The organism is Amycolatopsis sp. WAC 04182 (assembly GCF_003947465.1).
Lineage (GTDB): Bacteria > Actinomycetota > Actinomycetes > Mycobacteriales > Pseudonocardiaceae > Amycolatopsis.
Map to the genome: position 1 here is coordinate 292,696 of NZ_QHJJ01000004.1, position 21,153 is coordinate 313,848.

Here is a 21,153-nt window from a genome sequence, read left to right on the forward strand (position 1 = left end):
CGTCCGGAGCACGGAGGGTTACTCCGTTCAGAGCCGTTTCATTCCCAGGCGCCCCAGCAGGGCGAGCGGCCGCTGGTAAAAAGAGCCGAGCACGCGAGGAATCGCGTCGATGGCGTACGCGTCCGGGCCGATCAGGATGCGCGCCGTCCCCCGTTCGATACCGCGCACGATGGTCTGCGCGGCCTTCTCCGGCGTCGTCCTCGCGATCTTTTCGAATCCTTCGGCCGCTTTGCCGATGTCCCGCTCGACGCCGCCCCGCGCGTCACGGGCGATATTCGTCTTGATGCCGCCGGGATGCACGCAGCTGACCTTGACCGGATGCCGGGCGATCAGCATTTCCTGCCGCAGCGCCTCGGTGAACCCCCGCACCCCGAATTTCGCCGCGTTGTAAGCGCTCTGCGTGGGCACGCCGATGAAGCCGAACACACTCGAAAGGTTGACGATATGCCCGTCACCCGAAGCGATCACCTGCGGCAGAAAGGCTTTCGTACCGTTGACCACGCCGCCGAGATTGATCCCCATCAACCAGTCGTAGTCGTCCCAGGTCATTTCCTCGACCGTGGCGCCGAGCGCGACCCCGGCGTTGTTCACCACGACGTTGGCGCCGCCGAAATCGACGGCGACCTCCTCCGCGTGCGCGAGGACGGCGTCACGGTCGGCCACGTCGAGCGCGTACGCCTTCGCGGTCGCGCCCGCCTTCTCGCACTCCGCCACGGTGCCCGCCGCACGGACGGCGTCGACATCGGACAACGCCAGCCTGGCGCCCCGCCCGGCCAGTTCGATCGCGAGCGCCTTGCCGATCCCCGAGCCCGCGCCGGTGATCACCACGACCTTGTCCGTGAACGACTTCATACCCGCTCCAACCCGCTCGACTGTTACCGGAGGTAACACATACTACGGCTGTGAGCTTGCTGTGCGTTGATCGATTCGGGCTGTGTTCGCGTCCCACTTATGGTGATCTGGAACCCGGACGGCCGTGGACGAGCGAAAGGAAGGCGATGCGCCGCGCCCTGTTGCTCGTGCTCTGTGTCGTTCTGTCCGGTTGTTCCGCCGCGCCGGATCCTGCCGCGACCGCGGGCGGCGCGACCGTGGCGGCCACCCCCGCCGCGCCGCGGACCACTCCGGCGATCGGCGCGCTCTTCCTCGACGGAACGCATTTCTGCACGGCCAGCGTCGTCCACAGCGCCCCCGGCGACCTCCTGCTCACGGCGGCTCATTGCCTCCACGACGGCGAAGGCGGCGAATACGCCACAGGGATCACGTTCGCGCCCGGCTATCACGACGGTGTCGCGCCCTACGGCTATTGGGACGTCTCGGATCCGCAGGTCCCCGACGGCTGGGCCGAGTCCTCCGATCCGGACCTCGACGTCGGCTTCGCGACCGCCCACCAGGCGGGCACCACGAAGACCCTCGAAAGCGTCACCGGCGCCAACACGCTGCTGACCGGCGGCGGATTCGCCCATGCGATCACCCTGACCGGCTATCCCGACGAACGCGAGGCGCCGGTCGTCTGCCACGGCTCCAGCGCCCAGGCCGACACCTACCAGATGCGCGTCGCGTGCCCCGGCTTCACGACCGGCACCAGCGGCGGCCCGTGGGTGGTCGGCGCCGACCCCCAGACCGAACTCGGCACCGTCGTCGGCGTGATCGGCGGCTACCTCTACGGCGGGGACGATCCGGACACGTCCTACAGCAGCTACTTCGACACCGATGTCGCCACCTTGTACCGCAAGATGGACGCACGGGGATGATCTCTCCATGAGCATCCACGACGTCCCGATCACCGGCGAGCCGATCCGCCTCGGCCAGTTCCTCAAACTGGCCAATCTGGCCGAAGACGGTTCGCACGCCAAAGACCTCCTCGACGCCGAAGAGGTCACGGTCAACGGCGAGGTGGAGGTCCGGCGCGGCCGTCAGCTGACGAACGGCGACGTCGTGGAGGTCGGCGGCGAAGGCGGCCGCGTCGTCCTCGCCTGAGCCGAAGGGGACTTTCCCCGCATGCGATGCGAGGAAAGCGCCCTTCACCGCGTCAGACGAGGGGAAAGTCCCCTTCAGCGGCCCTGCAGCGGCGCCAGGCGCAACGCCCTCGCGAGGTCTTCGAGTTCGCGGTGCACCGGCTCGTTCAGCGGGACACCGAGCGCCTGGCACTGTTCGAGGTACTGCGCCTCACGCCAGCCCGGATAGCGGACCGGGGTCCCGCCCTCCCAGCCGAGCAGGCTGCCGAACAACGCGCTGGCCGCCTTGTAGAACCCGTCGGCGCTGCGCAGCGTCGTCGGCGCGATGGCCATCACCATGAGACCGGTGTCGTGATCGTGGTCGCCGACGCCCGAAAGCACCCCTGCGAAGATCTCCACCAGCAGCGCGAAGCCCGCGACGGCGGCGCTGTCGACGTCCGCCAACGTGTCCAGGTCGAGCACGAACTCCGGGTACGCGCCGGCCGGGGCGGCCATGCCGAGCGGGTTCGCGGCCTTCCCGAGCTCACCGCCCGCCGCCATGACGAGCCCGATCATGGTGTGCGGCAACGCCCTCGCCGCATGGTGCCCGGCACGGCCGAACGGACCGACACCGCGGACCGACATGAGCCCGACGCCGTACCGGCCCGCCCGGGACACCGCCCGGTCCATCGCGTCGCCGACGGCCCACAGCCCGGGCGCGCGGCGGTAGTCGATCAGGGCCGCGGCGCCGCGGTCGGCGATCATCAGCGGTTCGGCCCTCGGCCGCACCGTGCCGTCGACCAGCATCGGCAGATGCAGCCGGGTCAGTTCGGCGACACCGGACTCCGGCGTCCCGGTGAGATCGCCGTGGCACAACGCCTCGGCGGCCATCCTGGCGCGCGACCACGACAGGTCGTGGGCGGTGAAGATCTCGGTGACCAGGTCGATCAGGGCGTCGATCGGGACGCGCTGCCAGACCTGTTCCGGAATCGGGGAGGGTTCGGCCGGTTCGGGGATCGGCTCGACGGGCGCACGGCGGAGAGAACGGGGTCTGAGGGGCACTCCGCCGAGGGTGCCCAACCGCGTTTTTCGGCGTCAACGAACCACGGCAGCTTCTAACCGACTGTGTGATCGAAGCACTCGGAAACGTCGGTGGGCGGACGTACCATCGGGCCATGTGCCGGAACATCACGACGCTTCGAGGGCTTGAGCCGGCGGCGACGCCGGACGAGATCGAGGCCGCCGCCCGCCAGTACGTCCGCAAGGTGTCCGGGGTGCAGAGCCTGTCCGACGCCACCCGCGAGCCCTTCGAGGCCGCCGTCGCCGAGATCACCGAGATCACCCGGCGGCTGCTGACCGAACTGCCCGCCCGCCGTCAGCCGCCGACGACTGTGCCGCCGTTGCGCCGCCCCGAGGTCCAGGCGCGAATCGCGGCAAAGGCCGCGAAGAGCCAAGCTTCCTGAACCCGGGCGGTTACGGTGAGCGGGTGACATACCCGCAAGACCCCTACGGTCACCAGCAGCCCTACGGCCAGCAACCTCCGTACGGGCAGCCGTACCAGCAGCCGGGCTATGGGTACGGCCCGCCGCAGCCGCCGCAGGAACAGGGCCTGGCCATCGCGGCGCTGATCGTGTCGATCACCAGCCTGGTCGCCTGCAGCGGGCTGCCGTCGATCGCGGGCGTCATCATGGGGCATATCGCGCATTCCAAGGCCAAACGCGGGGAAGCCGGCGGTCAGGGGATGGCGCTCGCGGCGATCATCATCGGGTACCTCGGCGTCGCCATCGTGGTCCTGCTCCTGGCGGGCTTCATCTTCGTGGGGATCCTGACCGACTGGGACTTCGACTAGATCCGAAGCATTCCAGCATTAAGCCGTCGGATACCCTCGATAGCGGTAGCGTGTCCGAGCGGCCGAAGGAACATGTCTTGAAAACATGCGAGGGCTCTGTCCTCCGTGGGTTCGAATCCCACCGCTACCGCCAGTCTTGAAAACGAAAGCGCCCCAGGCCCGCAGGCCTGGGGCGCTTCGCGTTTACGCGGGCACGAGAGCCCAGACGGTCTCATCGCTGCGGCCGCCGTGGAAGGGCCGCTGCTCCAGGATCGAAGCCGTGCCGTTGTTGACCTGCCGCACCGCCAGTTGGCTCGCCCGGTTCACCAGCCCGTAGCGCATGTCGGCGCTGCGGAGCAGCTTCCACTGCTGGTTGGTGGCCGAGCCGCAGTGCGTCTGTTCCAGGAGCGCGCCCTCCGCGGTGCTGCCGGAGACCGGCCGCAGGCACTGACCGCTGCGCTCGTTGGAGATCTTCCAGTACCCGCCGCCCGCGTCGGCGAGCCGCCACTTCTGGCCGTTGTCGTTCTGCCGGGCCACGTGGGTGATCTTCGCGCCCGCCGACGACGAACCGTCGACGACCGCCGCACTGTTGCCGTTGGTCGCGACCGTCAGGTAGTACTTCAGGCCCGCCTTCGGGCCGGGGTCGGCGACGGGGTTCAGCGTCCACTGCTGGTTGGCCGCCCCGGTGTAGGGCTGCTGGACCAACGGCGCCGGATACGCGCCGCCGTCGGTGACCGCGTAGCCGGTCAGGTAGTTGAAGATCGCCACCTTGCCGTTGCCGAGCGGCTGGAACGCCCACCGCATGCCGTTCTGGCCGTTGCAGTTGTACTGGAGGATCTGCGTTCCGGGCGCCGTCCCGCTCTGCGCGCTGTCGGCGCACAGCTGGCTGTTGGCGTTGACGAGCTGCAATCCCGTGTTGTACCCGAGGATCCACTTCTGGCTCGTGGCGTCGTTGCGCGGCCGGTGGCTGAGGTTGACGAGGCCGCCGGTCGACGAGCCCACGACGTCGATGGCGTCGCCGTTCGCGCCGGTGATGACGTAGGTCTTGCCGCCTCGCGCGTGGCCGTCGTCGTTGTCGGGGGTGTCCTTCTTGATCAGGAAGGCGCTGTTGGCGACATTCCAATGGGTGGCGAGCCAGCTGCCGGGGGTCGGGTTCGTGCTGAAGTAGTCGTCGTTGCCGCAGTCCAGCAGCCGATCGAAATCGCGTTCCGTGCAGTCGAAGGACTGGGTGTCGCCGTAACACATCAGGTCCCATTCCTGGGAGCAGTGCCCGCCGCCCTGGTAGTGCGGGGCGCCCGGCAGGACGGCGCCGAGCATGTGGCCCAGTTCGTGGGCGGCGGCGTTGACCCCCCAGCAGGGGACGGCGATCTCCGTGTAGTGCCTGCCGTTGTTGAAGGCGTTGGCGGGACCGGGCTGGTCGTCGCTGTCGCCCCAAGTGCCGGCACAGGTGTGCGGGTTGTCGGAGAACAGCATGTAGTCGCGGTCGGCGTGGTGGAAACCGGCCTGGATGGCGCGGTCACGGATCGCGCCCGACTGGTACGTACCGTCGGGCACCACGAGGTTCGCGACGGCGACCTGGCAGCCCGCGCCCGCGGTCGTCACGTACCGGAGGTGCCTGCTGGCGCCTGTCGCCGCGGCGCTGTCGTTGAACGCGTCGTCGATCCCGGACGCGTAGGCGCGCAGAGACGGCACCACGGTCGCGTACCGGTCGGGCTGACCGGCTTCACGGACGTAGACGAGCTCGACGCGTTTGCCGGAAACCCCGTCGCCCTCGCAGACCACCGGATTGGCGGCGACCTGCGCCTGGGCGACGGTGGGAGCGAGCGGTGCCACGGGGGCGGCGCCGGGTGGAAGCGGATGAGTGTGGTCCTTGGCGACAAAGGCCACGGATTCGTCGGAGGCCGCGGCCTCGCCTACGAGCAAACCACCAAGGAGACCGACTATGACGAGCAGCCGTTTCGCCTGGAACAAGGGCTCTTCCTTTCGCGAGGGAGGAACGCGATAAGAACGCTAGAGGTCGGATGTATAGACCACCAGGCAGAAGGACCGGCAGACTGCCATTACCCTTCCGGCATGCCCAAGTACCTGCTGCTCAAGCACTACCGCGGCGCTCCGGCGGCGGTCAACGACGTGCCGATGGACCACTGGGCCCCGGACGAGATCACGGCGCACATGAACTACATGAAGGACTTCGCCGCCCGGCTCGTCGAGACCGGCGAGTTCGTCCTGGAGCAGGCTCTCGCGCCCGAAGGCACCTTCGTCCGGTACGACGGCGAGGGCAAGCCACCGGTCACCGACGGCCCCTTCGCCGAGACCAAGGACCTCATCGCCGGTTTCATGGTGATCGACGTCGACAGCCACGAACGAGCGCTCGAACTGGCGGCCGAGCTGTCGGCCGCACCGGGAGCGGGCGGGAAGCCGATCCACGAGTGGCTCGAACTGCGTCCGGTCCTGAGCGAGCAGCTCGTCATCACGGAGTGAACGCCGAGCTGGACGAGGCCCTGCTCCGGAGCCTCACCCCGAACGTCCTCGGAATCCTCTGCCGCCGCGGCGCCGACTTCGCGGCGGCGGAGGACGCCGTGCAGGAAGCGCTGATCGAAGCCGTCCGCGTCTGGCCCGGCGACCGGCCGAAGGACCCGAAAGGCTGGCTCGTCACCGTCGCGTGGCGCAAGTTCCTCGACCTGGCCCGGTCGGACGCCGCCCGTCGCCGGCGCGAGGACCTCGTCGACGAGGAACCCGCCCCCGGGCCAGTCCCCGAGGCGGACGACACGCTGCAGCTCTACTTCCTGTGCGCCCACCCGTCGCTGACGCCGTCTTCGGCGGTCGCGCTCACCCTGCGCGCCGTCGGCGGGCTGACCACCCGCCAGATCGCCGAGGCGTATCTGGTGCCCGAAGCGACCATGGCGCAACGCATCAGCCGGGCCAAACGCACCGTCTCCGGAGTGCGTTTCGACCAGGCCGGCGACGTCGCCACCGTGCTCCGCGTGCTCTACCTGGTGTTCAACGAGGGCTACTCCGGCGACGTCGACCTCGCCGCCGAAGCCATCCGGCTCACCCGCCGTCTCGCGGCCTCGATCGACCATCCCGAGGTCGCGGGTCTGCTCGCCCTCATGCTGCTCCATCACGCCCGGCGCGCCGCGCGGACGGCTCCCGACGGCGAACTGGTGCCGCTCGCCGACCAGGACCGCGGCGAATGGGACACCCGCCTGATCGCCGAGGGCGTCGAGATCCTGCAGGCGGCGCTGGCCCGCGACCGGCTGGGCGAGTTCCAGGCCCAGGCCGCCATCGCGGCACTCCACGCCGACGCGCCGACCGCCGAGGAGACCGACTGGACGCAGATCGTCGAGTGGTACGACGAACTCGCGCGGCTGACCGGCAGCCCGGTCGTCCGGCTCAACCGCGCGGTGGCCGTCGGCGAGGCGGACGGACCGCGCGCGGGCCTGGCCGCGCTCGCGGAACTGGACGACTCGCTGCCGCGATACGCGGCGGTGGCGGCGTACCTGCACGAGCGGGACGGCGATCTGGCGACGGCGGCGCGGCTGTACGGCGAGGCCGCCGTCAAGGCGGCGAACCTGGCCGAGCGCGCGCACCTGACCCGTCAGGCCGCGCGGCTCAACGCCCTCAAGAAGTGATCGGCGGCAGGCGCGGAAGACCGTCGATCTCCGACAGGTGTTCCAGAACCCGCCCGAAAGCCTTCCCCAGCACGCGCTGCTCCTCAGGGCTCAGCAGGTCGATCAGATGCTCGCGGACACCCTCGACGTGCGTCGGCGCGGCACCCTCCAGCAGTTCCGCGCCGCGTCCGGTCATCTCCGCGACCACACCGCGTTTGTCCGCCGGGTCACGCGTGCGGCGGATGAGCCCGTCGGCCTCCAGCCGCACCATCTGGTGCGAAAGCCTGCTCTTGGTCGAGCCGAGCATGCTCGCCAGCTCCGTCATCCGCATCCGCCGGTCGGGCTGGAGCGAAAGGCAGACCAGGACCTCGTAATCGGCGAGGGTGACATCGTGGCGTTCGGAGAGTTCGCGGTGCAGGCGCTGCCGCAGCCGCATGGTGGCGACGATGTACGAGCGCCAAGCGACCATCTCCGACTCGGACAGCCAGCGCACTTCCTTCTGCTCCACCGCCATCCACGCAGAGTAGAGCGTTGATCGCACAAGGCGCATACCCACCGGTCACTTTTCGGCCCGTGAAAAACCCGGCGGGACATTCGCCCGAAGGAGGGTTACGAAAAGGTTGAGACTCGGCGCGAAAAGGCGCATTCTGCTTGTCAGCGGATGGTCGGGCAAGTAACGGGCGATCTCCTCGAAGGGTCGCCGACCTGCTCCCCAGCCGGGAAGGGTCAGGTGGTGGTATGGCGGGTGATTCTCGCGGTTGACCGCCTGCTGTGTCCCCGCGACCGGAACGGAAAGGACCGGGTCGGTCGCGACTGCGAACAGCGATGAGCGCGGGCATCTCAAGATGCGCTCGACAATTCTCGCGCATTCGGCGTCACTCCGGCCTGTTTCGGGTTCGCGGCCTCTTCGACCGCCTCGGCAGTGCCCGGCGCCGGCCCGGTGATCGCGGCCAACCGGCGATCGGAACAAGACAACCTCGGTAGTTCTGGGTGCGGCCGCTCCGGGTGGCCGCACCCAGGCATATCCGGGGTCTTCCGGCTACGCTTTCCCCCGTGCGATTCGACGAAGGCGCGGGCCTGGACACCTCCGAGGTCGAGGACCTGCGCGGCGGTGGTGGCGGCGGTATCGGCGGCCGGGTGGCACTCGGCGGCGGCGGGCTCGGCGTGGTCGGCCTCGTCATCTACTTCCTGTTCTCCCAGTTCGGCGGCGTGAGCCTGAACCCGTCGTCGAGCGGGCTCGGCGGCGTGGGCACCGGACAGCAGATGGACAACACGTCGCTGTCGCAGGAATGCCGGACCGGCGCGGACGCGAACCGGAACCACGACTGCGCGATCGTCGCCATCATCAACTCGATCCAGGACTACTGGGGGCAGGAGTTCCAGCGGTCCGGGTCGACCTACCGCAAGGCCGTCACCAACTTCTTCAACGGCGGCGTGAACACCGCCTGCGGCAGCGCGACTTCGGACGTCGGGCCGTTCTACTGCCCTGGCGACTCCGAGGTCTACATCGACCTCGGCTTCTTCAACGAACTCCGCACCCGGTTCGGCGCGCAGGGCGGGCCGTTCGCGGAGGCGTACGTGCTGGCCCACGAATACGGGCACCACGTGCAGAACCTCACCGGAGTGTCCAAAAAGGGCACCGGGAGCGGGCCGACGTCCGGTTCGGTGCGGCTCGAACTGCAGGCCGACTGCTACGCCGGTGTCTGGGCGAATCACGCCACGACCACCCCGACCGAATCCGGGCGGCCGCTGATCACCGAGGTCAGCCAGGGAGACATCGACTCCGCGCTGGACACCGCCTCGCGGATCGGTGACGACTACATCCAGTCGAAGCTCGGCGGCGGCCGGGTCGACGAGTCGAAGTTCAGCCACGGCACCTCGGCGCAGCGGAAGAAGTGGTTCACCACCGGCTTCCAGACCGGCGAGCCGGCCCGGTGCGACACCTTCGCGGCCAAAAGCCTGGGCTGAGACCTCAGCGGCGCACCCGATAACGCAGGTGAAGCACCCGCTCGCCCTGGAGCACCACGTCGGGATCCTCCAGCAGGTGCCGCGCCTGGACCGACCCGAAGTAGCGCTTGCCGGACCCGAACACCACGGGTACGACGTCCATGCGCACCTCGTCGACGAGGCCCGCGGCCAGCGCCTGGCCACCGACGTCGCCCGCGGCGACCTCGACCACGCGGTCACCCGCGAGCTCCCGCGCCTTGGCGACGGCCGCCTCGACGCCGTCGACGAAGTGGAACGGCGCTTGGGGATCCCAGCCCTCGGGCGCGGGCCGGTGCGTCACGACGACCACGTGGTCGATCCCGCTCGGCGGCTTCCCGTCCCAGCCGTCGGTCAGGTCGAAGACGTGGCGGCCGGCGATCGTCACCCCGATCTCGTCCCAGTACGGCCGGGTGTAGTCGTAGGACGTCTGCGACACCTTCAGCGCACCGCTGTCGTCCAACGGGACGTCGCCGCCGGTCAACCAGTCGAACAGCGGTCCGGGCTGGTCGCTGTCGTCCGCGATGAAGCCGTCCACCGACACCGAGCCGTACATGACCACCTTGCCCACGGGCTCTCCTCTGCTTGGGGTGCCCCGAAACTAGCCGGTCGCGAGCCGTCTCTCTTGTAAGAAATCACTCGACGGGCAGCGGCCACCCGTCCAGCGCGTGGCCGGGATGTTCGCGCAGGAACCGCCGCCGGACTTCGAGATACCTGGTCGGCGTGAGCCCGGTGAACTCCCGGAACTCGTGGCCGAAGTGGGCCTGGTCGAAGTAACCCGCCCCGCTGGCCAGGTCGCCCCAATCGACCGGCCCGGCGGGGTCGATCGCGAACACGGTGGCGGTGAGGCGGTAGGCGCGGGCCAGCCGTTTCGGCGTGACGCCGACGAGTTCTTTGAACCGCTTCGCCAGGTGAGTGCTGCCGACCCCGGCCGCCACGGTCAGGCCGCCGATCGCCGCCGCCCCGCCGGTCGCCGCGAGAACGGTGCTCGTCTGGCGGACCAGCTCCAGGCCGGCGGTCTCGCGCAGCCGTCGCATCAGCTCCTCCTCGAGGAGCGTCAGCATCTCGGGCGGTCCGTCCGCCGTGGCCAGCCGGTCCCGCAGCTCGGCGACGGCGGGCCTGCCCCAAACCTGTTCCAGGGTCACCGGCCGGTCGCAGAGTTCGGCCGCGGGCATCGGCAGGAACGACGACGGCCCCCACGGCTTGAAATGCACGCCGACGGACCGGGTCCCGGGTGGATAGCCGAAGTCCAGCGCGCGGGTGGGCGTGGTGACCACGCAGCCGTCGGCGTACTCGGCCGTCTCGATGTCGGTGCCGGCGCGGATGCGGAACGGCGCTCCGAGGTTGACGATGAGGAACGCGCCGGGCATCGGCGGCAGCGTCAGCCGGGCGTACGGCGGCGCGCCCGCCAGGTAGTAGAGGTCGTCGATCAGCCCGTCCAGCGGCGGCCGCGGCACTCTGGACACGTAATCCACAGGCACAGCATCGCCGAAGCCCCCTTCCTCGCGCCAGACGCGGGGAAGGGGGCTCCGGGTATTTCGGTATTCGGATCAGGCGGCGACGTGGTGGTCGTCAGCGTGGACCGAAGCCGTCATGCTCCGCTGCTGCGACCGCTCGGCCGCGCGCAGTTCCTGCGCCTTCGCGGCCCTGGCACCCGAGACACCGTTGATGTTCTCGGTGCTGGTCGCGTACACGCCCAGCGCCCAGGCGACGGCGTCGGAGTTGCGGTCGAGCGCGACGCGGTCGACGTTGCCGAGGTTGTCGCAGGCCTGGTGGTAGCACTTGTCGTAAGGAACATTGGCGCTACCGCCCCACTTGGCGGCCTGTGCGGCGGTCTTCACGCCTTCGGCACCGGTGAACAGGCCACCGGCCGGGATACCGGCGCGGATGAAGCCCTGGTAGTCCGAGCGGCCGGTGAAGTCCGTGCCCTCGACCGGAACACCCTTGCCGAGCTGCAGGTAGTCGACCAAGGTCTTTTCGAGCTGACCCGAGCCGTACGGTCCCGCGCCCTCGCCGACACCGTCGGAGTTGTCACCGTCGTAGGCGAAGTACGCCGCGTTCGGCGAACCGATCATGTCGTAGTTGTAGTAGAGCGCGATGTCGAGCTGCTGCTCGAAGGTCAGCGAATTGACGTAGTGCGTCGAGCCGACGAGCCCGAACTCCTCGGCGCTCCACCAGCCGAAGCGGACGGCGTTGTTGGCCTTGGGCTTGCTGCCCAGCTGCAGCGCGGTCTCCAGCAGCGCGGCGGAACCGGTGCCGTTGTCGTTGATGCCGGGGCCCTCGGTGACGCTGTCGAGGTGGGCGCCGAGCATCACGACGTTGTCCTTGCGGCCGGTCTTGGTCTCGGCGAGGACGTTGTAGCTGGTCCGCGCCTCCTGGAAGGCACGCAGGTCGAGGGTGACCGAGGCGCCCGCCTTGGTGGCGAGCGCCTGGCCGTCGGCCTGGGTGATGCCACCGGTCGGGATCTTGCCCGCGGCCGGGTCGCCCAGGGTGCCGTTGACCGGGCCCGGGACGTTGTTGTAGACGATCGCGCCGAGGGCGCCCGCCTCGGCGGCCGTCGCCTGCTTCTGCGCGAAGGAGCAGCCACCGCGCTGGATCAGCGCGATCTTGCCGGCGACCCCGCCGGCGTAGTCGGCCGCTTCGCAGCCGCTGGTGTCGTCGACCGGGACCACCGCGAGCGGCGCGGTGATTCCGCCCGCGGGCGTCGACGGGCTGTAGGACATGATGATCACCGGGACGTCGGTGCCCGCGACGGTCAGGCTCTCCGCGAGGGTTTCCGCGTAGGTGAAGGGGAACTCCTGCCGCGTGACCGCGAAGCCCGCCTGCTCCAGCTTGGTGGCGATGTACTCCGCGGACTTCTTGTGCCCCTCGGTGCTGGCGGCGCGGCGGCCGCCGTTCGCGTCGGAGATCCGCTGCAACGCGATCAAGTGCCGGTTGACGTTGTTCACGTTGACCTTGTTGACGAGCTGCTTCGCCAGCGCGGGACCGTCGATTTCCGTGGTCGCTGTCGCAGCGGGAGCCATCCCGACCGTGAGCGCGGCGGTGGCCGCCACCACGATCGAGGGAACAATGCTTCTTCGCGAATATGACATGGGCGTCACCTTTGTGTGGTTTGCGCCACAGGTCAACCGACGTTCGGCGGACTTTATGACACCGGGATAGGGTCGGTGGTATGTACGCGATCACCATCCGTGAGCCCGGCGAACCCGATGTTCTCGAATGGACAGAGGTCCCCGATCCCGTGGCCGGTGAAGGCGAAGTCGTCCTCGACGTCGCCGCGAGCGCCGTCAACCGCGCTGACCTGCTGCAACGCCAGGGAAACTACCCTCCCCCGCCGGGTGCGAGCGAAATTCTCGGACTCGAATGTTCGGGCACCGTCGCCGAAATCGGCGAAGGCGTCGAAGGATGGCGAATCGGCGATGAAGTTTGTGCTTTGCTCGCCGGTGGCGGCTATGGCGAAAAGGTCGCCGTCCCGGCCGGACAACTGCTTCCGCTTCCCGCCGAAGTCGAATTGCTCGCGGCCGCCGGACTGCCCGAAGTCGCGTGCACGGTTTGGGCGAATGTGGTGATGCACGCCGGCCTGTCCGAGGGTGAGGTCCTGCTCGTCCACGGCGGCGCGGGCGGCATCGGCACGCACGCGATCCAGGTCGCTAAGGCACTCGGCGCGACGGTCGCGGTGACGGCGGGCTCGGAAGACCGGCTGGAGAGCTGCCGTCAGCTCGGCGCCGACATCGCGATCAACTACAAGGAGCAGGACTTCGTCGAGGTCCTGCGCGCCGAGACCGGCGGCGCGAACGTCATCCTCGACAACATGGGCGCCAAGTACCTCGACCGCAACCTCGACGCACTGGCCATGGACGGCAGGCTCGTGATCATCGGGATGCAGGGCGGGGTCAAGGGCGAGCTCAACATCGGCAAGGTGATGGGCAAACGCGCGAGCCTGTTCGGCGCGGGCCTGCGCTCACGGCCGCTGGAACAGAAGGCGGCGATCGTCGCCGACGTCCGCGAGCGGCTGTGGCCGTTGGTGGAGCAGGGTTCGGTGAAACCGATCGTCGGACAGGTCGTCCCGATGGCCGAAGCCGCCGCCGCGCACCGCGCGCTCGAAGACGGCACGGTTTTCGGCAAGGTCTTGCTGGCGGCGAAGTCCTAGCGGATTTCTTCCAGCACCCGGACGAGCTGATTGACCTCGAAGACGTTCGAGTAGTGCGCGAGTCCGATGCGGACGGCGCCGCCGACTTCGGCGGCGCCGAGCGACCCGAAGACACCGCTCGTACCGTCGTCGGCGAAGGCGCAGAGTCCCTGGGACGCCAGGTATTCGGCGACCTCGGGCGCCTTCTTGCCCGCGACGGCGAACGCGAGCGCGGGGATCCTGCGCATGGCGTCACCGATGACCATCACGTGCCGCAGCGACCGCAGTTCCGTGGACAGCTGCGCCAGAAGTCCCGCGTGGTACGACTTCGCCGACCCCAGCGACGTCACGAGCTTCTCGCGCCGCGAGCCCATCGCGGCGTCGTCCAAACCGGCCAGATAGTCGATCGACGCGACCAGACCGGCCAGCAACGGGTACGCGTGCGGCCCCAGCTCCATCCGGGCCGGACCGCGCGCGGCCGGATCGAGCGACACCGACGGCAGGCGTTCGAGCAGCTCGGGATCGCGGAAGACCAGCGCCCCCACCGACGGCCCGCCCCAGGCCTGCGCCGAAACCACCATCACGTCGGCGCCGAGCGCGTTCAAGTCCAGAGGGACGAACGGCGCCGCGTACGTCGCGTCGACGACCACCAGCGCGCCGACCCGTTTGGCGAACTCGATCACCGTCGGGACGTCGGGCCGGGTGCCGACCGAACCGGACGCCAGCGTCACCGCGACGGCCTTGGTGCGCGCGGAAACGAGGTTCTCGTACTGCCAGGCGGGCAGCTCGCAGGTCTCGATGTCGATCTCGCCCCAGCGCACGACCGCGCCGACGCGTTTCGCCGCGCGGCGCCACGGCGCGAGGTTGGCCTCCTCGTCGAGCCGGGAGACGACGACCTCGTCGCCGATCGTCCAGCGGTCGGCCATCGCGTCGACGAGACGACGGATGAGATCGGGCGCGTTGGGCCCGAGCACGACTCCGGCCGGATCGGCGCCGACCAGGTCGGCGACCGCCCGGCGAGCGGCCGTGACAATGCTTTCCGCACGCTGGGAGGCCGGAAACGCTCCACCCGGTCCGGACACCGGAGCGCGCATGGCCGTGGATACGGCCGAAGCGACCTGTTCAGGTACGAGCATTCCGGCGGCGCCGTCGAAGTGAATCCAGCCGTCACCCAGCGCGGGAAACAACCCACGGATACGAGCGACGTCGAACGCCATGGGGACACCGTACGGACGTGCGGTTTGGCGCTTTACCCGGGGTTGGCTGCCCGACCACGGGGTGCGACGATTCCCGCTACGCTCGGAGACGGCGCCGAAAACCACACTGCGCTTCGCGCCCGACGTAGGCCAGGATGGAGCACATGACCGACCCAGTTTCCCGCGAATCGACCACCCCCGGTGACGGCGGCGGAGACTCCCCACACCATGTGGTGGTCGTCGGTCCCGACGGCACCCCGGTCGGCACCGCACGTATCGCCTCCCCCGGCTCCGACGACGAGGCCTCTCAGGAAGAGTCGCTCGGCGACCTCGTCGAGGAACCCGCCAAGGTGATGCGCATCGGCACGATGATCAAACAGCTGCTGGAAGAGGTCCGCGCCGCGCCGCTGGACGACGCCAGCCGCAACCGCGTGCGCGAGATCCACCAGACCTCCATCCGCGAGCTGGAGCAGGCGCTGGCGCCGGAACTGCAGGACGAGCTGGAGCGGCTGGTCCGGCCGTTCACCGAGGACTCGACGCCCTCCGACGCCGAACTGCGGATCGCGCAGGCGCAGCTGGTCGGCTGGCTGGAAGGGCTGTTCAGCGGCATCCAGACCGCGCTGTTCGCGCAGCAGATGGCCGCGCGGGTGCAGCTGGAGCAGATGCGGCGCGGGCTCCCGGCCGGGCCTTCCGCAGGCGGCGCCCTCGGCGGGCACGGGGCGGGCGGCGAGTCGCACGGACCGGGCCAGTACCTCTGACACGCGCCATGAAAGGTCCTTTACTGGCAAATTTCGCCAGTAAAGGACCTTTCATGGCAGTCAGGAGCGCAGCGGCCGGAAGAACGCCCGCAGGTCTCCGATGAGCAGATCCGGCACCTCCAGCCCGGGGAAGTGACCCCCGCGGTCCGGAGTGGACCAGTGCACGATGTTGTCGGTGCGCTCGGCGAGATGCCGGATCGGCAGGCCGGTGTCCTTCGGGAACGCCGCCACCCCGGTGGGCACTGTGGACTTCGCAGGCCCTTCCCCCCAAGCCGGACCCAGCGCGGCGTAAATCCGCGAAGACGAGTTCGCCGTACCGGTGAGCCAGTAGAGCATCACATTGGTGAGCAGATCGTCGCGATCGATCGCGTCCTCCGGCACGTCCCGCGAGTCCGAATAGGACTTGAACTTCTCCACCAGCCAGCCGAGCTGCCCGGCCGGTGAGTCGGTGAGCCCGTAGGCAAGCGTTTGCGGCTTGGTCGCCTGGATCATCGCGTAGCCCAGCTCGCCGGTCTGGAACTCCAGCCCACGCGCCAACGCCGCCTCTCCCCGCGCCAGTTCGTCACCGGTGAGCCCCGCGAGATCGGCCTCGGACTCCGGCACCGCGTGCGGCACCATCGTCAGATGCGCGCCGATCACCCGCTCCGGGCACCGGACGCCCACGTCACGCGACACGATCGCGCCCCAGTCCCCGCCGTGCAGCCCGAACCGCTCGTACCCGAGGCGCGACATCAACACTCCCCAGGCATCCGCGATCCGGCCGGTGCCCCAGTCCGCGTCGGTCGTCGGCCCCGAGAACCCGAACCCCGGCAGCGACGGCACGACGACGTGGAACGCGTCCGCCGGGTCACCGCCGTACGCGCGCGGGTCGGAGAGGGGGCCGACGACGTCGAGGAATTCCGCAATGGACCCCGGCCAGCCGTGCGTGAGCACCAGCGGGATCGCGTCCGGCTCCGGAGACCGCGCGTGCAGGAAGTGGACGTTCGCGCCGTCGATGTTCGTCAAGTAACCCGGGAACCCGTTGAGTCGCTCCTCGTGGGCACGCCAGTCGTAGCGAAGCCGCCAGTACTCGGCCAACTCCTGGAGGTACCCGAGCGGCGTCCCGAGCCTCCAGCCGACGCCGTCGATCTCGTCCGGCCAGCGCGTGTTCGCCAGGCGGGCGGCGAGGTCGTCGAGGTCGCGCTGCGGGACGGCGATCGTGAACGGGGTGATCTCATCGGTCATGGGACCGACGGTAGGGAGGATCGAGGACAGATACGGTCCTCGATCCTCCCTGGTCTAGCGCCTACTCGAAATCGATTCCCCAACGCTGGTTGGCGAACTGCCGGCAGTCGTAGATCGTCAGACGAGTACCGTCCGCGTCCCCGCCGCCCAGCGTGCTGAGGCATCGGCCGGAACCGGTGTTCTCGATCATGCCGTCCGGGCGCTGGAACCAGCGCTGGGCCGTCCCGTAGTTGCAGTCCCAGAGCTGAACCGGCGTGTCGTTCGCGGTGGCACCGTTGGTGACGTCCAGGCAGCGGCTCTTCATCCTGATGGTGCCGTCGTTCTGCACCAGCACCTGCTGCGCGGTGGATCCGCTACAGGTGTACAGGTTGATCGCCGTGCCGTTCGCGTCGTTGTTGTAGTACACGTCCGCGCACTTGCCGGTCACCCCGACGATCCGCCCCTTGTGCGGGAAGGACCGGACGACGCTCCAGGACTGGGGCTGCGAACCCGTGCAGGTCTGGATCGTCACCGTGGTCGGCCCCTGCGTCGAGTCGAGACACTTCCCGGACTTCGGATTGACGAGGGATCCGTCGGGCCGGAGCTGCCAGAACTGAGCGGCGTCACCGGTGCACTGATACGACCAGACAGGGGTCCCGTCCGCGACGGCACCGTTCTTCACATCGAGGCAACGGCCGAGCGCACGGATGCTCCCGTCCTTCGCCAGGGTCCAGGTGTCCGACAGGGACGCGATGCAACCCGTGGTCCCGATGCCCGCTCCGTTGCCCACGGCACGTCCGGTGACATTGAGGCAGGCACCGAACCCGTCGGTCAGCTGACCCGCGGGGGCGGACCGTTCGGAGATCTTCCAGATCTGCTGTGCCTGGCCGTTGCAGTCCTGGATGGTGATGGCCGCGCCGTCCGCCGAACCGGCCGCCGACAGACAGCGTCCGGCCGCGAGGTTGAAGATCCGGCCATCGTCGAAGATCTGCCATTCCTGTGTCGAAGATCCGGCACAGCCCACCGCGACCACGCGAGAACCGGCCGATGTAGCGCCGTTCTGCACGTCGAGGCACTGCCCGACGACGTGGAGCGCGGTGTCCCCGGCCGTCCACTGCTGGGCGACGGAGCCCGAACAAGTCCACATATGGACCGTGGTGTTGGTCGGCACGCCACCGGACAGGTCGAGGCAAGCGCCGCCGACACCGGTCACCAGGCCACTCATCGAGACCCGGTTCGAGCGCGTCCTCAGGTTGCGGAACTTGACCTGGTCACCGGTTCCGTGGCCGGAGAGCTGGACGTAGGAGCGCCGGTTGAACATCGACGGCGCGGTGTACTCGTTCACCTTGGTGCCGTTGAGCAACACCGTCACCTTGGGACCGGCCACGGTGATCTCGAAGGTGTTCCACTCCCCGACCGGTTTCGCCGCCGTCGCGATCGGGGCCTTGATTCCCTTGATCGCCCCGGTCGCGTCCGTGGGTGCCGCCGAGGCTCCGCCGATCGCGATCTGCGCCGCGGCGGGGCCAGGACCACGGGGAAGCCCGACGTGCACGGCCGACTGCGAGTTCGCGCCCGTCGCCTTCCAGTCGACCCTCAGCGTGTAGTCGTTGTCGAACAGGTTGGACGGGTTCCACGGTCCGGCGGTCCCGGCCAGCGTGCCGAATTCACAACCGTCCTGCGCGGCGGAAGTCGTTCCCCAGCGAGCGAGGGAAGACTCGGCCCGGCCGTCCATGAGCGAACTGAAGCCGGGTTCGAGGTTCGCGTTGACACAGTTCCCCGCCGGAGCGGCTGCGGGGCCTCCGACGAAGTAGCCGGTCACGTCGGCAGTGAGCTCGGCCTCCCCTTCGGTGTTCGCCGCACTGAGCTTCCCGCTCGGGCCCAGCGGGACCAGTGCCGTGACCGGAGCCGTCTTTCCCTGGTCGGCCTGCAGAGCAGGCGCGTTGGCGAATCCGGTTTCAGGAGCGAAGAAGGACACGCCTGTGCTGATCACCTTGTCCGCCGCCGATCCGGTGATCACCACGCCGGTCGCGCCGAGCGGGACTCCCGCCGTCCCGGCGACCTGTGCGGTCACGGTGGCGCCGCGCTTCAAGGTCCCCATCGGGACCCCGGTGCCGGTGCCGGTGTCGATCACCCGGCTGGTCCCGAGGGCAGGGACGAACTTCGCCCCCTCGCCGGGGGCGAACCAACCCAGCAGGTCGACCGCGAGATGGGCCAAGCCGGCCGAATTCCGCAGCCGGATCTTCCCGTCGTCACCGATCCGGACGAAGGCGACGTTGGACCGTCGCTGGCCGACGTTCATGAAGACGCTGCTGGTGTCGGGCGTGTAGGTCTGCGGGTACGCCGAGATGAAGGTCCCCGCCGTCGACTGACCGGCCGTCAGGTTCACCACCACCGAGGTCGCGGTGGCCGGAACACCCGACACACCACGGACCTGAACCGCGATCTCCTCACCTCCGCCGAGCGGCGTGTTCTTCACCGATGCGAGGTCCTTCGTGTCGAGAAGCCTGGCCCCTCCCGCCTTGGCCGTGTAGGTGCCCACACCATCAGGACTGAAGTAGCCGGCGAAATCCACCGTCATCCCAGGCGTGCCGACGGTGTTGTGGATCCGGACGGCCCCGTCACCGCCGAGTGGAACGATGACGGTCAGGGTGGTCTGCCTGCTGGTCTGCACCGGGAACCGGATCGGTTGAGCGGCGCCGGGGTTGCCGGCGGTGAACCGCAGTTCCGTGGGCCCGTCGGCGAGGCCGGCGGTCACGGTCAGCACGACCGCCGTCGCATTGGCCGGCGCACCGGGGACGGTCAGCGCGAAGGTCTCACCCGCGGTGAAGCGCCGCTGGTGTCCACCGACCGCGGTGTTGGTGTCCAGAATCCGGGTCGGGTTCGTCATCGCGGTGTAGCCACCCGGCTGCGCCGCGACAGCCGATCCCGGCGAACCGGCCCAGAGCACACCGACGCCCCAGTCGTTGGGCGATCCGCCCGCTACCGCTTTCGCGCGAGACTTGAGCAAGTACTCCAACTGCGTGGCGTCCAGCTGCGCGTTCGCGCCCTTGAACAGGGCTGCCACCCCGGCCACGTGTGCGGCGGCCGCAGAGGTCCCGGTGAAGAGGTTCGGCGCTTTGGTGAACGTCGAAACGCCGGCGAAGCCGGTGATGTCTGGCTTGGTCCGGCCGTCGACCGTCGGGCCATGGCTGCTGTAGGGCTCGAGTTGCCCCGATGCGGGTTTGGTCGCTCCGACGGCGAGCGCGTAGGGAGAACTGGCCGGCTCCGCGATGCTTCCCGCCGGAGTCGACCACTGGAGGCCCCCGGTCTCCCCGAGCTTGGAGAGGTAGAGGTCGAACTTCGTGGTGAAGGGAGCGTTGTTGTTCTTGACCCAGGCGTAATAAGTGCCACCGGAGCCGGAATCGTTGGTGAAGGTCGCTTCTTCGACCGGCGCACCCCCTCCGGCGGTGTCACGCTGAGCGAGCGTCGACCGAGCCACCACATGCGGATCGTTCGGACCGGTCGGAGCGGACGACCAGTCGGTGATGTAGAGGTCGAGGTCCTTCGTCGTGACCGGCCAGGCATCCCAGCGCAGAGTCACCGTCGCAGGCTGTCCCGAACCGACCGAGAAGCTGTTGACCTCCGAAGCACCACTGAACTCGACCCAGGTGGAGGCCCCGGTCCGGTCCGCCGCCTGGCCGGCGAAATGCCGCTCGCCGTAGTTGCCCGCCGCCGTCGACCACAGGATTCCGGCTTGGCGAGACCGCTGGACGACCTGGGCCGGACTGTTGACGTCCGGCCCGGTGCCGTCGCCACGCCCGGCTCCCGGAACCGCGATCGCCGCGCTGATGATCTGCACACCCTGCTGCTGCAGCCAATCCGCGGCAGGCGCGAATCCCATGTCGTCCTCGACGCACGCGAGATAGAGCTGCGCGGCGGGCGCCATGTCGTGGACGATCTCCGCGACGTTCACTCCGTGCGGGTCGTCCATCGTCGCGTCGAGACAGTTCGAACCGTTGGTGACGAGCTGAGTTCCGCTCGGAAGCTCACCGGCTGCCTGAGCGGCGGCAAGGCCCGCGAAACCGACATCGAGGATGCCGATCTTCACCCCGGCGCCCTTGTTGTTCGTGTCGATCCATGCCTGGGCCCCGGAAGGCACGACACCTTCGGAAGTCACGCTCGACGGAAGCACTCTGGTCGGCCGCTTCAATTCGCGAACGCCCGACTGCTTCGCGAGTTGGTCGACCTTGTCCTCTGCCACCGCCGCCCTGATCCGTCCGGGCTGTGCGGCGGAAACCGTACCGCCGACCGCTTTGACCGCGTTTCGGAGGTCGGACTCGTTCTGACCGTGAACGTAGAGGAGCACGTGGCCGTTCTGATCCTTGGCCACTCGCTCCTTGGGTCTCTGCCCGGCCACCGATTCCGCGACCGGCGCGTCGCCCGGTGGCGCCGCGCCGGCAGGCAACGTGAAGCCACTCACCGCCAAGGACATGGTGGCGGCTACCAGGGCCGCACGTCGCAATGTCTTCATT

19 protein-coding genes and 1 tRNA gene are annotated in these 21,153 nt (G+C 69.0%); 10 read left to right on the plus strand and 10 right to left on the minus strand.

The window, feature by feature from the left end:
• Window positions 1-27: 27 nt before the first annotated feature.
• Entirely contained in the window at window positions 28-852 is an 825-nt protein-coding gene (locus tag DMH01_RS21620; RefSeq protein WP_125679083.1) for an SDR family oxidoreductase, read from the minus strand.
• Window positions 853-998: 146 nt separating this feature from the next.
• On the opposite strand from DMH01_RS21620, the gene DMH01_RS21625 reads away from it, so the two are divergent.
• Window positions 999-1,751 carry a serine protease gene (locus DMH01_RS21625; RefSeq protein ID WP_125679084.1) on the plus strand — a complete coding sequence of 251 codons (753 nt, stop codon included), beginning with the start codon at window positions 999-1,001 and terminating at the stop codon, window positions 1,749-1,751.
• A gap of 7 nt (window positions 1,752-1,758) precedes the next feature.
• Complete coding sequence (locus tag DMH01_RS21630; protein WP_005149665.1) at window positions 1,759-1,977, plus strand: RNA-binding S4 domain-containing protein; 219 nt, start codon at window positions 1,759-1,761, stop codon at window positions 1,975-1,977.
• A 74-nt stretch (window positions 1,978-2,051) separates the two neighbouring features.
• Here the strand turns inward: DMH01_RS21630 and DMH01_RS21635 are convergent, their stop codons facing one another.
• Window positions 2,052-2,996 (minus strand): Ldh family oxidoreductase, encoded by a 945-nt coding sequence (locus DMH01_RS21635; protein WP_233621631.1) that lies wholly within the window; start codon window positions 2,994-2,996, stop codon window positions 2,052-2,054.
• Between the two features lie 113 nt (window positions 2,997-3,109).
• On the opposite strand from DMH01_RS21635, the gene DMH01_RS21640 reads away from it, so the two are divergent.
• The 3 genes from DMH01_RS21640 to DMH01_RS21650 all read left to right on the plus strand — a co-directional run bounded on the left by DMH01_RS21640 (window position 3,110) and on the right by DMH01_RS21650 (window position 3,916).
• Window positions 3,110-3,397, plus strand: coding sequence for a DUF2277 domain-containing protein (locus tag DMH01_RS21640; protein WP_007030652.1), 288 nt, complete (start codon window positions 3,110-3,112; stop codon window positions 3,395-3,397).
• 23 nt (window positions 3,398-3,420) lie between these two features.
• Entirely contained in the window at window positions 3,421-3,783 is a 363-nt protein-coding gene (locus tag DMH01_RS21645; protein WP_125679086.1) for a DUF4190 domain-containing protein, read from the plus strand.
• A 44-nt stretch (window positions 3,784-3,827) separates the two neighbouring features.
• Window positions 3,828-3,916: transfer RNA gene (locus tag DMH01_RS21650), tRNA-Ser, on the plus strand.
• Window positions 3,917-3,966: 50 nt separating this feature from the next.
• Here the strand turns inward: DMH01_RS21650 and DMH01_RS21655 are convergent.
• Entirely contained in the window at window positions 3,967-5,733 is a 1,767-nt protein-coding gene (locus tag DMH01_RS21655; protein WP_125679087.1) for an RICIN domain-containing protein, read from the minus strand.
• Between the two features lie 102 nt (window positions 5,734-5,835).
• Between DMH01_RS21655 and DMH01_RS21660 the strand changes: the two genes are divergently transcribed.
• Complete coding sequence (locus DMH01_RS21660; protein ID WP_125679088.1) at window positions 5,836-6,243, plus strand: YciI family protein; 408 nt, start codon at window positions 5,836-5,838, stop codon at window positions 6,241-6,243.
• Between the two features lie 8 nt (window positions 6,244-6,251).
• Window positions 6,252-7,394, plus strand: a complete 1,143-nt coding sequence (locus DMH01_RS21665) for an RNA polymerase sigma factor (protein ID WP_125679809.1) — start codon at window positions 6,252-6,254, stop codon at window positions 7,392-7,394.
• Here DMH01_RS21665 and DMH01_RS21670 read toward each other — a convergent pair.
• Entirely contained in the window at window positions 7,384-7,887 is a 504-nt protein-coding gene (locus tag DMH01_RS21670; protein WP_199745581.1) for a MarR family winged helix-turn-helix transcriptional regulator, read from the minus strand. The two genes, DMH01_RS21665 and DMH01_RS21670, sit on opposite strands and share 11 nt — an antisense overlap.
• A gap of 539 nt (window positions 7,888-8,426) precedes the next feature.
• Between DMH01_RS21670 and DMH01_RS21675 the strand changes: the two genes are divergently transcribed.
• On the plus strand, window positions 8,427-9,341 hold the full coding sequence (locus DMH01_RS21675; RefSeq protein ID WP_125679089.1) for a neutral zinc metallopeptidase: 915 nt from the start codon (window positions 8,427-8,429) through the stop codon (window positions 9,339-9,341).
• 4 nt (window positions 9,342-9,345) lie between these two features.
• Here DMH01_RS21675 and DMH01_RS21680 read toward each other — a convergent pair whose 3' ends face one another.
• From DMH01_RS21680 to DMH01_RS21690, 3 genes are all read right to left on the minus strand, one after another.
• Window positions 9,346-9,927 (minus strand): dihydrofolate reductase family protein, encoded by a 582-nt coding sequence (locus DMH01_RS21680; RefSeq protein ID WP_125679090.1) that lies wholly within the window; start codon window positions 9,925-9,927, stop codon window positions 9,346-9,348.
• Between the two features lie 64 nt (window positions 9,928-9,991).
• Window positions 9,992-10,813: a helix-turn-helix domain-containing protein gene (locus DMH01_RS21685; RefSeq protein WP_125679810.1), complete on the minus strand. Its 822-nt coding sequence runs from the start codon at window positions 10,811-10,813 to the stop codon at window positions 9,992-9,994.
• 93 nt (window positions 10,814-10,906) lie between these two features.
• Complete coding sequence (locus DMH01_RS21690; RefSeq protein ID WP_199745582.1) at window positions 10,907-12,448, minus strand: M28 family peptidase; 1,542 nt, start codon at window positions 12,446-12,448, stop codon at window positions 10,907-10,909.
• A gap of 80 nt (window positions 12,449-12,528) precedes the next feature.
• On the opposite strand from DMH01_RS21690, the gene DMH01_RS21695 reads away from it, so the two are divergent.
• Window positions 12,529-13,506, plus strand: coding sequence for an NAD(P)H-quinone oxidoreductase (locus tag DMH01_RS21695; RefSeq protein WP_125679091.1), 978 nt, complete (start codon window positions 12,529-12,531; stop codon window positions 13,504-13,506).
• Here the strand turns inward: DMH01_RS21695 and DMH01_RS21700 are convergent.
• Window positions 13,503-14,702, minus strand: a complete 1,200-nt coding sequence (locus DMH01_RS21700) for a cysteine desulfurase-like protein (protein ID WP_125679092.1) — start codon at window positions 14,700-14,702, stop codon at window positions 13,503-13,505. The two genes, DMH01_RS21695 and DMH01_RS21700, sit on opposite strands and share 4 nt — an antisense overlap.
• Before the next feature lie 134 nt (window positions 14,703-14,836).
• On the opposite strand from DMH01_RS21700, the gene DMH01_RS21705 reads away from it, so the two are divergent.
• Window positions 14,837-15,439, plus strand: coding sequence for a bacterial proteasome activator family protein (locus tag DMH01_RS21705; protein ID WP_125679093.1), 603 nt, complete (start codon window positions 14,837-14,839; stop codon window positions 15,437-15,439).
• A 60-nt stretch (window positions 15,440-15,499) separates the two neighbouring features.
• Here the strand turns inward: DMH01_RS21705 and DMH01_RS21710 are convergent, their stop codons facing one another.
• Together DMH01_RS21710 and DMH01_RS21715 are read right to left on the minus strand one after the other, a co-directional pair.
• A complete protein-coding gene (locus DMH01_RS21710) occupies window positions 15,500-16,663 on the minus strand; it encodes an epoxide hydrolase family protein (protein WP_125679094.1) in 1,164 nt (387 codons plus the stop codon).
• 61 nt (window positions 16,664-16,724) lie between these two features.
• Window positions 16,725-21,152 (minus strand): ricin-type beta-trefoil lectin domain protein, encoded by a 4,428-nt coding sequence (locus DMH01_RS21715; protein ID WP_125679095.1) that lies wholly within the window; start codon window positions 21,150-21,152, stop codon window positions 16,725-16,727.
• Window position 21,153: the final 1 nt, after the last annotated feature.